This window comes from Acidovorax sp. FG48 (assembly GCF_057809085.1).
The window spans coordinates 168,459-181,024 of the sequence record NZ_JBMDJH010000001.1 but is presented as its reverse complement, the minus strand read 5'-3'; the positions used below and the strand labels follow the sequence as shown (position 1 = coordinate 181,024).

Annotated in this window: 9 protein-coding genes; all 9 read right to left on the bottom strand. The window is 67.6% G+C overall.

The genetic code is table 11. From position 1 onward, the window contains the following. Positions 1-31 precede the first annotated feature (31 nt). The 9 genes from ACODSU_RS00810 to ACODSU_RS00770 all read right to left on the bottom strand — a co-directional run bounded on the left by ACODSU_RS00810 (position 32) and on the right by ACODSU_RS00770 (position 12,425). Complete coding sequence (locus tag ACODSU_RS00810; RefSeq protein WP_488839943.1) at positions 32-1,255, bottom strand: class I SAM-dependent methyltransferase; 1,224 nt, start codon at positions 1,253-1,255, stop codon at positions 32-34. 23 nt (positions 1,256-1,278) lie between these two features. Further along, complete coding sequence (locus ACODSU_RS00805; protein ID WP_488839351.1) at positions 1,279-2,082, bottom strand: DUF1365 domain-containing protein; 804 nt, start codon at positions 2,080-2,082, stop codon at positions 1,279-1,281. Further along, on the bottom strand, positions 2,079-3,389 hold the full coding sequence (locus tag ACODSU_RS00800) for an NAD(P)/FAD-dependent oxidoreductase (RefSeq protein ID WP_488839349.1): 1,311 nt from the start codon (positions 3,387-3,389) through the stop codon (positions 2,079-2,081). Before ACODSU_RS00800 ends, ACODSU_RS00805 begins: the two co-directional genes overlap by 4 nt. A 244-nt stretch (positions 3,390-3,633) precedes the next feature. Then, positions 3,634-4,218 carry a glutathione peroxidase gene (locus ACODSU_RS00795; RefSeq protein WP_295936783.1) on the bottom strand — a complete coding sequence of 195 codons (585 nt, stop codon included), beginning with the start codon at positions 4,216-4,218 and terminating at the stop codon, positions 3,634-3,636. Positions 4,219-4,556: 338 nt separating this feature from the next. Then, on the bottom strand, positions 4,557-5,768 hold the full coding sequence (locus tag ACODSU_RS00790) for an HD-GYP domain-containing protein (protein ID WP_488839347.1): 1,212 nt from the start codon (positions 5,766-5,768) through the stop codon (positions 4,557-4,559). Positions 5,769-5,873: 105 nt separating this feature from the next. Beyond that, positions 5,874-9,014 (bottom strand): efflux RND transporter permease subunit, encoded by a 3,141-nt coding sequence (locus ACODSU_RS00785; protein ID WP_488839345.1) that lies wholly within the window; start codon positions 9,012-9,014, stop codon positions 5,874-5,876. Between the two features lie 12 nt (positions 9,015-9,026). Next, positions 9,027-10,241 carry an efflux RND transporter periplasmic adaptor subunit gene (locus tag ACODSU_RS00780; protein WP_488839343.1) on the bottom strand — a complete coding sequence of 405 codons (1,215 nt, stop codon included), beginning with the start codon at positions 10,239-10,241 and terminating at the stop codon, positions 9,027-9,029. A 110-nt stretch (positions 10,242-10,351) separates the two neighbouring features. Beyond that, on the bottom strand, positions 10,352-11,734 hold the full coding sequence (locus ACODSU_RS00775; RefSeq protein WP_488839341.1) for an efflux transporter outer membrane subunit: 1,383 nt from the start codon (positions 11,732-11,734) through the stop codon (positions 10,352-10,354). Positions 11,735-11,741: 7 nt separating this feature from the next. Continuing rightward, entirely contained in the window at positions 11,742-12,425 is a 684-nt protein-coding gene (locus ACODSU_RS00770) for a CerR family C-terminal domain-containing protein (protein ID WP_488839339.1), read from the bottom strand. Between the last annotated feature and the right edge of the window lie 141 nt (positions 12,426-12,566).

The following is a 12,566-nucleotide window of genomic DNA, read 5'->3' as shown; positions in this document are numbered from 1 at the left end:
TATGTTTTTCATAGCAACTCTCGGTCCTTGATCAGTCCTTGGCCAGCGTGTACTGCACCAGGTCGATGTTGCTCATCGCAAAAGCCGCTTCGCAGTACGCGAGGTAGAACTCCCAGATGTGCATGAAGCGCTGGTCAAAGCCCAGCTGCAGGATCTGGGTGCGCTGCGCCAGAAAACGTTCGCGCCAACGCTTGAGGGTTTCGGCGTAGTCCTGGCCGAACGCGAATTCGTCCACCACACGCAGGCCCGCCGTCTCGGCCTCGCGGCGGAACTCGCGCGGGCAGGGCAGGCAGCCGCCGGGGAAAATGTATTGCTGGATGAAGTCGGTAGAGCTGATGTAGCGGTCGAACAGGCTGTCGTCGATGACGATGCTCTGGATGCAGGCCTTGCCACCGGGCTTGAGCAGCCGGTTCACCGACTGGAAGTAGGTGGGCCAGTATTCGCGGCCCACGGCCTCGACCATCTCGATGGAGCAGATGGCGTCGTACGGGCCGTCCTGGATGTCGCGGTAGTCCTGCAGGCGCAGGTCGGCACGCTCGGCCACCCCCTGCTGCGCCATGCGCTTTTGCGCAAACGCGAGCTGCTCGGTGGACAGCGTCACCCCCGTCAGGCGGGCGCCGAATTCGACGGTTGCCATCTCGGCCAGCGCGCCCCAGCCGCAGCCGATCTCCAGCACGCGGTCGCCCGCCTGCACGCCGGCCATACGCAACGCGCGGCGCACTTTGGCGTGCTGGGCCTTGCGCATGTCGCCGCCCGCATCGCCCTCGAACCAAGCGGACGAATAGTTCATCGTGTCGTCCAGCCAGAGTTCGTAGAACGCATTGCCCAGGTCGTAGTGGGCGTGGATGTTCTTCTGGCTGTTGGCGCGGGTGTTGCGGTTGAGCAAATGCTTGATGCGGTACAGCAGGCGGCCCGCCCAGGTGCCGTAGATCACGCCTTCAACTTGTTGGCGGTTCGCGATGAAGAGCTTGAGCAGGTCGGTGAGGTGCGGCGTGGTCCAGTCGCCCGCGATGTAGCTCTCGGCAAAGCCGATGTCGCCCGACTTGAGTGCGGCGCTGCACACATTCCAGTTCTTGAGCGTGATCGCGGCCGAGGGACCGTTCCCGTGGCCGAAGTGCTGCAGGGTGCCGTCGGGCAGTTGCACCGTGAGGTGACCGTGCTGCAGCTTGTGCAGCAGCTTGAGCGCTGTGCGTGCGGCTGCGGGGGTGCCGGCGGGCAGGGTCTGGGCAGAGCGGGGGGCGGTGGTGGAGTTCATGGCGGTCTCGTTCGTCATGGAAATCAACGGCTCACGGCGGCGGCGGGCGCCTCGGGCTTGCGGTGGAAACGCACGCGCTTGAGCCACAGCTGCAGCGCGTGCCAGTGAATGCGGGCAATGATGGCCAGCGTCATGGCGGGGTAGCCCCACAGTGCCTGGCGCAGGGTCTCTGGGGTAATGGCCTGCAGGGTGCCGCTCACGCTGGTCTGGATGAGGGGGCCGGTATCGTCGTCGTGGTCGATGCGCACCACGGTGCGGCCCGCATCCTGTGCACCGGCCTTGGTACTGGCCTCGGTGCGCATGAAGCGGAAGCGATAGCCGCCGCTCACCTCGCAAAAGGGAGACACATGGAACACCTTGCGCGCCCGCTGTTCCACGCCGTACTGCGGCGCGTCCAGCAGGTAGCAGTGGCGCTCGCCAAAGGTGTTGTTCACCTCGACCACGATGGCGCGCAGGTGGCCGTCCGCACGGTGGCAATACCAGAAGCTCACGGGCTTGAAGGTGTAGCCCAGCACGCGGGGGTAGCAGTGCAGCCAGACCTCGCCCGTGGCGTCGGTGATGCCTTCGGTGCGCAGCAGCTCGTCCAGCCACGCCAGCGCCCCGCCCTGTGCGGCGCTGCGGCCGTCGCCGTGGTCCACATCATGGAAGCTGATGGCACCGCCGCGGTTCACCGCCAGCGGCGTGTGTGTGCCGCTCAGGCTGCGCATCGGCAGCATGAGGAAAAACGTGGGGTAGGCAAACGCGTGCCGCCGGGGCCGCAGCCGCGTGTGGCGCACCTGGCCGAAGCCGATGAGGGGCGCTGCGGATGGGGCTGGGGCGTGGCTCACGCGGCCTCCGCCAGGGGGGCTGGCAGGGCTGCCCGCAATTGTTCGGCCACGGCCAGGCCAGATTTGAGCCCGTCTTCGTGGAAGCCATAGCCCGTCCAGGCGCCGCAGAACCAGGTGTGCTGCTGCCCTTGCAGCTTGCCCACCTGCTGCTGCGCGCGGATGGCGGCCATGTCGAACACCGGGTGGGCGTATTCGTAGCTGCCGATCACATGCTCGGGCGCAATGTCACGCACCGGGTTGAGGGACACCACCACGGACTGCGCAAACGGCAAGGGCTGCAGCTGGTTGATGAGGTAGTGCAGGCACACGCGGGCCGACTCGCGGCTGCGCTGTTGGGCGCGCTCATAGTTCCAAGCGGCCCAGGCGGCGCGGCGCTGGGGCAGCACCGACGTATCGGTGTGCAACACGGCGCGGTTGGCCTGGTAGCGGATGGCGCCGAGCACGGCGCGCTCCTGCGTCGTGGGCTGGGCCAGCAGCGCGAGCGACTGGTCGGAGTGTGTGGCCAGCACCACCTTGTCAAAGTGTTCGGTGCGGTCTGCAGTCACCACGCGCACACCGGCGGCATCGCGCTCAATGCGGCGCACGGGGGTGTTCAGGCGCTTGTCGGCAATGCCCGCCACGATCTTGTCCACATAGTGGCGCGCGCCGCCGGACACCGTCCACCACTGCGGCCGGTTGCTCACCTGGATCAGGCCATGGTTGTGGCAGAACCGGATCATGGTGGCCACGGGGAACTTCAGCATCTGGTCGGTGGGGCAGCTCCAGATGCAGCCCAGCATGGGCAAGAAGTACCAGTCGCGGAACGCGTCGCCAAAGCGGTGCTCGCGCAGGAAGTCTCCCAGGGGCTGCATCAGCGCGGCCTCCGCCTGCTTTTCGGCAATGCGCGTGCATAGCTTGTTGAAGCGCAGCAGGTCGCGCAGCATGCCCAGAAAACGCGGGTTGACCAGGTTGGAGCGCTGGGCAAATACGGTGCTCAGGTTGGTGCCACTCCATTCCAGCGCGCGGCCACCGCCCAGGGCGGCAGGCACCTGCACCGAGAACGACATGTCGGATTTGGCCGTCTCCACGCCCAACTCGGCCAGCAGGCGGATCAGGTTGGGGTAGGTGCGCTCGTTGAACACCAGAAACCCGGTGTCCACGCCGTGGGTGACGGGGGTGCCCGACGCATCGGGCAAGGTGACATCGACGGTGTGGGTGTGCCCACCGAAGTAGTCGCCCGCCTCAAACAGGGTGATGTCCGCCTGGCCGCGCAGCTGGTGCGCGACGGAGAGCCCGGAGATGCCGGAGCCGATGATGGCAATTTTCATGGCCGGCCCCCTCTGGCCGGCGCCTGGAATAAAAAGGTTGCGAAGCGTCCCGAAACGAATAAGAGAGGGAGGGAGGAGAAGCGCTCCAGGAGGTCAGTCGGAACCCAGGGGCCCGAAAGGCTTCGCAACGTTAAAACTGTACGCCGCGCAATCGTCTTGCGCAATGGATAGAGTGGGGCCGCTCCGGCGAAGTTCCAGAGGGCGCCTGTATTTTTTTTCAAGAAATGTAAAGAAGTCATGGCGCTTACCGGGGAGTAGGCAGGGCGAGCTGCTGTTCGATGGCACGCACCAGGCCCTTGTTGTCCGGCCCGGTCAGGCTGGAGTAGTTGTCCACCAGCTTGCCGTCGCGGCCCAGCAGGTACTTGTGGAAGTTCCAGCGGGGCGCCGTGCCCGACAGCTGGGCCAGCTGCTGGTACAGCGGCGAGGCCTCCGGTCCTTTCACGCTGCTCTTGGCAAACATCGGAAATTTCACCCCGAAGGTGTTTTCGCAGAAGTCGGCGATTTCCTTGTTGCTGCCTTTTTCCTGGGCAAAGTCGTTGGACGGGAAGCCCAGCACCACCAGCCCCTTGTCCTTGTAGCGGGCATACAGCTCTTCCAGCCCCTTGTACTGGCCGGTAAAGCCACAGAAGCTGGCCGTGTTGACCACCAGAACCACCTTGCCGCTGTATTGGCACAGCGACTGGGGCTTTTCGTCCTGCAGGCGCGGGAAGGTGTGCTGCAGCGTGGCCGGGCACCCGGCAGGCGCATCGGCCGCCTGGGCGGCGGGCGCCAGCAACAGCCAGGCCCCCAGGGCGGCGGCGGTCGAGAGGAGTCTTGTGAGGCGTTTCATAGGACTTTGGGCAGTGAGTGCAGCCAATTTAACCATTTCATCATTTTTTGTCCACATGAGTTTTTATTTGTACTGAATGGTTTACGTGGCGCGCACGCATTTGGATTCAGATTTCGGGAGGAAACGGGACGCGGGGGGCAAAAAGCGGCCGCGCAGTGCCACCAGCACCAGCCCATGGCCAGCAGGGAAAGGAGGGGATACAGCGTCAGCCCCAGTGACGGACGGCAGGAGCCACGCATGGGGCGACGCTCCATGCACGTATCAGAGGGGAGGCGTAGCGCTCCGCAGACAGCGGCGGCGCGCGGAAACTGGGAGGGATTTCAGCGCCCTCCCAGGCGTCAGACCATCTGCAGCAGGCGGTCCAGCGACAGGTTGACGCGCACGTCCTTGAACGCCACCACGCCGGTGACCTTCCAGGGCGGCATGCCCGTGTCGCGGGGGATGGGCTCGCCCGTGGCCATGCCGTCGCGGTTGGTCACCACGGCCACACGGGGGGTGGTGGCGGTGGGGCCCCGGCGGATGACCACGCCCACTTCACGGCTGGCCAGGCGCACAAAGGCACCCGGGGGGTAGACCCCCAGCGTTTTGACGAGGGCGGCGCCGGCCTCGTCCACCTGGTGTTCTTCGTCGTAGTAGCTGGCCTGCATGGCGGCGGTGACGGGCATGGGCAGCCGCGCCGCACGGGGAGCCAGGCGGGCGCCAAAAATGTCGGCACGCTGCAGCAGGCGCGCCATCTGCTGGGCTTCGGTCTTCTTGGACAGCGGCCCGGGCGTGCGGTGGTGGTGGCAGCGCACGGCCTCCAGCCACACCGGGTCGGCCACGCCCAGGTGGCGCAGCAGCGCCTCGGACCGCGCCGCGTGGTCTTCCACGGCCGCGATCTGGGTCGCGGTGAGGGGTTGGGTCTGCAGCACCAGCTGGTCCTGCAGCTCGGTCATGGCGATGTTCATGCTCAGCGCCGCGTGCCCCAGTTGCTGCACGCGGCTGCTGGGCCAGCGCAGCATCTCGCGGGCGACCACCATGCACACGCAGCTGACCAGCATGGAGTGGGTGGCGCTGTACATGCGCGTTTCCTGGGCCGAGAGGTAAATCAGGCCCAGCAAGGTGGCGTCGGGGGTTTGTTCGCAATGGCGCGCCAGCTCGTCGTGCAGCGCCTGAAAGCGCCCGCCGAAGTCGCTGGGCGACGGAGCGCGCAGCAGCTGCGTGGCGCGCAACTGCAGCTCGGGCCAGTCGGGCAGGGTCTTGCCTGCACGCGCGGCGGCTGCAGCGGCGGCCTGCTCGCCCGCCGTCATCTTCATGGCGGCGATCTCGCCCAGGTTGGTGTCGGCGATCAGCATGCGCTGCAGCTGCGCCAGGTAGGCGCGGTGGCTGCCGCCGGATTCGTCGGTATCCACGCACAGCTCGCGGCCCCGTTCGACCAGCTTGGCCAGCTCGTCGCGGGTGCGGATCACATAGCCTTTTTGCGCCAGCAACACGCCATCCGCCCCCCGCAGCACAAAAGGCAAGGGGTGGCCCAGCTGGATGGATTCGATGTTGAGGCTGACGAGGTTCATGGTGCGCGTTGCATTATCCGACGGCTACCTCCCGCCAAAGCCCGCGCGACCCCCGTGATTGCCCTGCTTTTTGGGCTCACGCCGGGGGCGCGCCAAGATTCGGCGTCAGGGGGCGGAGGGAGGTGCTGGTTGCGCCGTGGCGGCGGCTGTGGCTGTGGGGGCCGCCGGTGCGCCCGGGGCATGGCGCCCCCCGCGCAGGCGGCGGGCCAGCCGGCCGAACCCCTGTCCCAGGTCGTCCACCCCGGTGAACACCGCCGGAATCACCAGGAGGCTCAGCAGCGTCGAGGTGATGAGCCCGCCAATCACCGCCACCGCCATGGGCGAGCGAAAGCTCGCGTCCGCAGCCCCCAGGCCGATGGCGATGGGCAGCATGCCTGCACCCATGGCCAGCGTGGTCATGATGATGGGCCGTGCGCGCTTGTGGCAGGCGTCGATCAGCGCCTCAAAACGCGTCATGCCATGCTCGCGCCGCGCCAGAATCGCGTACTCCACCAGCAGGATGGAGTTCTTGGTGGCAATGCCCATGAGCATGATCAGCCCGATGAGCGAGGGCATCGAGAAGCTCTTCTGCGCAATCAGCAGCCCCACAAACGCGCCACCCAGCGACAGCGGCAGCGCCGCCAGGATGGTCACCGGGTGCAGGAAGTCCTTGAACAGCAGCACCAGCACGATGTAGATGCACAGCACGCCGGTGAGCATGGCCAGGCCGAAGCTGGCAAACAGCTCGCCCATCATCTCGGCATCGCCAATGGTGATCTGGCGCACGCCGGCCGGCAGGTTCTGGATGGAGGGCAGCGCTTCCACCGCCTTGGTCACGTCGCCCAGCGGCTGGCCCGAGAGTTCGATCTCGAAGTTCACGTTGCGCGCGCGGTCGTAGCGGTCCACCACGGCCGGGCCGCCGCTGAACTCCAGCGTGGCCACCTGGCCCAGCATCACCGGGCCCTTGGCGCCGGGCACCGGCAGGCGTTCCAGCAGCGACAGGTCCTTGCGCGCGTCGTCCTGCAGCTTGACGACGATGGGCACCTGGCGTGCGGCCAGATTGAGCTTGGGCAGCGACACGTCGTAGTCGCCCACGGTGGCAATGCGCAGCGTTTCGGCAATCGCGCTGCTGGTCACGCCCAGGTCGGCGGCGCGGGCAAAGTCGGGGCGCACGGCAATTTCGGAGCGCACCAGGCTGGCGGTGGACGAGATGCTGCCCAGGCCGGGGATGGTGCGCAGGTCTTTCTCGACCGCCAATGCGGCCGTGGTCAGCGCCTGCGGGTCGTCGCCCGTGAGCACCAGCACGTACTTCTCGCCCGAGCCGCCCAGACCCACCTTGCTGCGCACACCGGGCAGCGTCTCCAGCGCGGCGCGGATCTGGTTCTCGATGCCCTGCTTGCGCGGCCGGTCGCCGCGCTCGGACAGCAGGATGGTCAGCGTGGCCTTGCGCGTTTCGGTGCTGGCACCTCCCATGAAGGGGTCAGTGCCGGCCGAGCCGCCGCCGATGGTGGTGTACACACTTTGCACATGCTCCACCTTGGCGATGCGCTGGCGCGCGTCTTCGGCCACGGCACGTGTCTGCGCCAGCGTGGCGCCGGGTGGCAGCTCCAGGTACACCTGGGTCTGCGAGTTGTCGTCCGGCGGGATAAAGCCCGTAGGCAGCAGCGGGATCAGCGCCAGCGAGCCGATGAAAAAGGCCGCCGTGGCAATGAAGGTCATCCACCGGTGCTTGATGCACCACGCGGCCCAGCGCAGGTACACCGTCATCCAGCGCGGCTCCTTGTGGTCACCCACGATGGGCTTCAGTATGTAGGCCGCCATCATGGGCGTGAGCAGGCGCGCCACCACCAGGCTGGCAAACACCGCGAGCGACGCCGTCCAGCCAAACTGCTTGAAGAACTTGCCCGCTATGCCGCTCATGAACGCCGTGGGCAGAAACACCGCGATCAGCGTGAAGGTGGTGGCGATCACGGCCAGGCCGATCTCGTCAGCCGCCTCCATGGCCGCCTGGTAGGGCGTCTTGCCCATGCGCAGGTGGCGCACGATGTTCTCGACTTCCACGATGGCGTCGTCCACCAGGATGCCCACCACCAGCGACAGCGCCAGCAGCGTGATCACGTTGATCGAGAAGCCCAGCCAGTACATGCCGATGAACGCCGGGATCACCGACAGCGGCAGCGCCACGGCCGACACGAAGGTGGCGCGCCAGTCGCGCAGGAAGAGCCACACCACCAGCACGGCCAGCAGTGCGCCTTCGTACAGCAGGTGCATGGAGCCGTCGTATTCCTCCTGCACGGGCTGCACGAAGTTGAAGGCCTCGGTGATTTCCAGGTCCGGGTGCTGCGCGCGCATCTCCTGCAGGGCCGTCTGTACGGCAGCGCCCACTTCGACTTCGCTCGCGCCCTTGCTGCGGGCCACCTCGAAGCCCACCACCGGCTTGCCGTTGAGCAGGGCCAGCGCGCGGGGCTCGGCGATGGTGTCCGTCACCGTGGCCACCTGGTCCAGCCGCACATGGCGGCCGTCCGACAGGGCCAGCGTCAGGCCCGCCAGCTCCTGCGCCGACTGCACCGTGGCCAGCGTGCGCACCGGCTGCTCGCTGCCGCCCAGGTCGGTGCGGCCGCCGGCGCTCTCGGTCTGCACCAGCCGCAGCTGGCGCGACACATCGGCCGCCGTGGCGCCCAGGGACTGCAGCTTGACCGGGTCGAGCGCCACATGCACCTCGCGCTGCACGCCGCCCACGCGGTTGACGGCGCCCACGCCACGCACGGTGAGCAGCTTCTTGGCCACGGCGTCGTCCACAAACCAGGACAGCGCCTCATCGTCCATGCGTGCCGACGCGATGGTGAAGGCCAGCACGGGCTGCGCAGCCAGGTCCATCTTGGTCACGATGGGGTCGCGCACGTCGCCCGGCAGGTCGCCGCGCACGCGGGCCACGGCCGAGCGCACATCGTCCAGCGCCTCCTGCGTGGGCTTCTCCAGCCGGAACTCGGCGGTGATGGTGGCGCCGCCGTCCTGCACCTTGGTGTAGATGTGCTTGAGGCCTTGCAGCGTGGCGATGCTGTTCTCGATCTTGCGCGCCACGTCGTTCTCCAGCTGCGCGGGCGAGGCGCCCGGCAGCGCCACCGTGACGGAGATCGTGGGCAGGTCGATGTCGGGAAAATTTTGAACCTTCATGGCGTTGAAGGACAGCAGGCCGCCGAAGGTCAGCAGCACAAACAGCATCAGCGCCGGTATGGGGTTCTTGATGGACCAGGTGGACACATTCATGTGGAATGCTCCTTAATTGATAGCTGCTTGCGCATGATCCACCAGCGCTACAGGCACTTTTTGCATGAAATGCTGGCTGGAGGACTGCTTGCCAGCCGCTGGCGCCGCTGCAGGGGCCGCCACCCGCACCAGGTCGCCATCGTTCAAAAAGCCCGCACCGCGCACAGCGACGGAGGCTCCAGCGTCCAGGCCCGACAGCACCTCGACCCGGTCGGCCACGCGGCGGCCGGTCTGGACCTTGCGCATCTGCACGCGCTGGTCGCCGCCCACCACAAACACGTACGAGAACCCGTCGCGCACCACCAGCGCCTCCTGCGGCACAGTGAGCGCATCGCTGCTGCCCAGCGCGAACTCGCCCCGCGCAAACATCCCGGCGCGGAAGTCGGTGTTGGCGGGCAGGTCCACGTAGACCAGCGCATTGCGCGTTTGCGGGTCCACCGTGGGCGCGACCATGCGCACGGTGCCCTCGGCCGCGGCGCCGCTGGCAGCCGTGACGCTGACCTTGGCGCCGGGCTGGATGCGCCGCAGCTCGGTGGACGTGACCTCGGCGCGCCACTCCAGGCGGCCCTTGCGCACCATGCGGAACAGCTCCGTGCCTGCCCCCACCACCGCGCCCACGGTGGCCGTGCGGGCCGAGATCACGCCGCTGTCAGGCGCCAACACCTGCGTGTATTTGAGGCGCAGCTGCTGCGCGTTCAGCGCGGCCTTGGACGCTTCCACGCGGGCCTGGGCGGTTTGCTCGGCCGTGGTGAACTGCTGGATCTGCTGCTGGCTGAGTGCGCCCGTGGCCTGTAGCGAGCGGGCGCGATCGGCATTGGCGGCGGCCTCGGCCGCATTGGCCTGGGCTTCGAGCAGGCTGGCGCGGCTCTGGGCCACATCGGCCAACACCGTGTCGGCCGAGAAGGTGGCCAGCACCTGCCCGGCCTTGACCAAATCGCCCACGTTCACGCGCACGTCGGTCAGGCGCAGGCCGTTGCTCTCGGCCCCAATGCTCGCCTCTTGCCAGGCCGCGATGTTGCCGTTGGCGGCCAGGCGCAGCGGCACCTGCATGCGCTGCGGTTGCGCCGTGCTGACGGTGAGCGCAGGCCGGGGCTGGCCCGCCTTGGGTTCATCGGCGGCACGCGATGCACCCGAGAAAACCAGCGCACCGCCCGTGGCCAGCACGCAGGCGGTAATCACGGCGAAGGCGGTGGGGGAAAACTTGAAGGAGAAGGAGGAGTGTTGCATGTGCATCTGTCCTGAAAAATTCATATCAGCTGTGCATGGTGTTGGGCGTCGTCCACTGCGCTTGAAACCGGCGATGCGCAGGAGAGGCGCAAAGCGCCTCAGGGGGTGTCTCATAGCTTCCAGCCGCCGCCAGCGGCGCGGTACAGCGCAATCCAGGCGGTCTGGCGCTCGTGTTGCAGCGCGACCAGCGCGTTCTCGGCGGCCAGTGCTGTGCGCCGGGCATCTTCCAGCTCCACCAGACTGGCCAGGCCGCCACGCCAGCGCGCCTCGGTCGCGTCGAACGATGCGCGGTAGCCGTCGGCGGCAGTGCGCGCGCTGGCGCTGCGCTCGGCCGTGCTTTGCAGGCGCACCAGGGCTTGCTCGACCTCGCTCACGGCCTGGCGCACCTTGGCGCGGTACTGCGACGCGGCCTCGTCGTAGCGGGCCTGGGCCGCATCGGTCTGCGCGGCGCGGCGGCCCCCGTCAAAGATCGGCACGCTGAGCGCCAGCGGGCCGATGGTCCAGGTGTTCAGGTCGGTGGTCACGCCCCCCGTGAGCACCTGGGCTGCACCCACGCTGCCGCTGAGGGTCAGACGTGGGTAGCGCTGGGCCTGGGCGCTGGCGACGTCCGCGCTGGCGGCCGCCACTTCGCGCTCGGCGTTGTACACGTCGGGGCGCTGGGCCAGCACCTGGGCGGGCAGTGCGTCCACGGTAAACAGCGTGTCCGGGGCCGCAGCCACCGGCTGGGCCAGCCGGGTGCGCAGGGTGGGTTCTTCCCAGCCGGTGAGCGCCACCAGAGCCTTGACCTCCACATCGCATTGCATGCGCTGCTGCGAGGCGCGGGCCTGGGCATCGGCGGCGCTGGCACGGGCCAGTGCGGCCGTGGCGGGCGCGGTGAAGCCCGCGCGCTCACTCAGCTGCGACAGGCGGGACGTTTCACCACGGGACTGTGCGTCGCGCTCGGCCACCTGCTGCTGGGCCAGGCAGGTGCGGATGCTGCTGGTCTGCTGCGCCACCTCGGCCGCCACGCTCACGCGCGCCTCGTGCCACAGGGCTTGTGCGCCCGCCAGCCGCTCATCGGCCGCAGTTTTGGCGGCGCGGTTAGCGCCAAACAGGTCCACCTCCCAGCTCGCCTGCAGTCCGGCTTGCGAGGTAGTGGCCACGCGGGCTAGCTGGTCGTTGAAGCCCCGGCTGGCGCTGGCCTGTGCGTCGAGCGCGGGCAACAACGCCGCCTGGCTGCCCACCTGCGTGGCGCGGGCCTGCGCAATGCGCGACTGTGCCTGCGCGATGCCCGGGCTCACGGCCTGGGCGGCGTCGATCAGCTCGACCAGCAGCGGGTCTTGCAGCTGGGTCCACCAGCGGGCCATGTCCGTGAGGGAGCCCTGGTGCGGCAAGGGCGCCTGCCAGCCCATGGGTACGGGTGTTGCGACCTGGGCTGGGGGTGCGGTGGTGGAGCAGGCCACGAGTGGCAGGACCAGCGCCAGCCACAGGGGTTTGTGTGAGATCAGTCGCATGTGCAAGTCACTCTGGGGTACGGGAAGAGGAGGTTTTTTTGGCGGGGGTGGCAGCGCGGGCCGTAGCGCGGCGCTGGCGCTCTCCGTCCACCATGAACTGGGCAAAGTCCACCAGCCGTGATGTGGTGGCGGCCAGCCCCCGTGGCGTGGCGGTGAGTCCGGGGCGCACCGCCTGCACCACGTCGCGGCCCACGTAGTACTGCAGCGCCAGGGCGGTGATGGCCATGGCCAGGCGGTGTACGTCGTCATCGGCGGTTTTCAGGCCGAACTCCTTGCACAGCAGACCCACGAGCGCGGCGTGCGCGGGCTTGATCTCGCACTCCAGCTCCTGCTGCCACAGCCCGGTCGGGTCCAGCATTTCGCGAAAGTGCAAGCGCATGCACAGCTCGACCAGATCGCCTTCGTGCAGGGGTTGCATGAAACTCTGGATCAGCAGCTCGATGAACGCAGGCAAGGTGTCCGGCCAGGCATCCACGGCGATGGGACTGCCCATGGGTTCGGTGAACGCCGCGCGGTACAGCCCGTTCTTGTCGCCAAAGTAGTAGCTGATGGAGGCCGGGTTGACCCCCGCCGCCTGGGCAATGTCGCGGATGGATGCCTTGGCAAAGCCGTTTTCTGCAAAGAGGCGCAACGCTGCGTGCAGCAGTCGTGCACGGGCCTGCGGTCCTTCCGTCGGCGGTGGTGGGGGCATGGAAGGCCGGGGCGACCTGGAAGCTGAATCTGGCATGGAGCCGGATTACAGCACTATTTAATCAAACGATTGATTAAATTTTTGTTTCAGAAAATGTCGGAGGTGTTTCGGCTTTGCCTCTGCCAGTGCGGAGCGGCTGTT

Excerpts from the sequence above, each read along its gene's own strand:
- ACODSU_RS00810 (WP_488839943.1), bottom strand. The coding sequence starts at position 1,255 with ATGAACTCCACCACCGCCCCCCGCTCTGCCCAGACCCTGCCCGCCGGC.
- ACODSU_RS00800 (WP_488839349.1), bottom strand. The coding sequence starts at position 3,389 with ATGAAAATTGCCATCATCGGCTCCGGCATCTCCGGGCTCTCCGTCGCG.
- ACODSU_RS00795 (WP_295936783.1), bottom strand. The coding sequence starts at position 4,218 with ATGAAACGCCTCACAAGACTCCTCTCGACCGCCGCCGCCCTGGGGGCC.
- ACODSU_RS00790 (WP_488839347.1), bottom strand. The coding sequence starts at position 5,768 with ATGAACCTCGTCAGCCTCAACATCGAATCCATCCAGCTGGGCCACCCC.
- ACODSU_RS00785 (WP_488839345.1), bottom strand. The coding sequence starts at position 9,014 with ATGAATGTGTCCACCTGGTCCATCAAGAACCCCATACCGGCGCTGATG.
- ACODSU_RS00780 (WP_488839343.1), bottom strand. The coding sequence starts at position 10,241 with ATGCAACACTCCTCCTTCTCCTTCAAGTTTTCCCCCACCGCCTTCGCC.
- ACODSU_RS00775 (WP_488839341.1), bottom strand. The coding sequence starts at position 11,734 with ATGCGACTGATCTCACACAAACCCCTGTGGCTGGCGCTGGTCCTGCCA.
- ACODSU_RS00770 (WP_488839339.1), bottom strand. The coding sequence starts at position 12,425 with ATGCCCCCACCACCGCCGACGGAAGGACCGCAGGCCCGTGCACGACTG.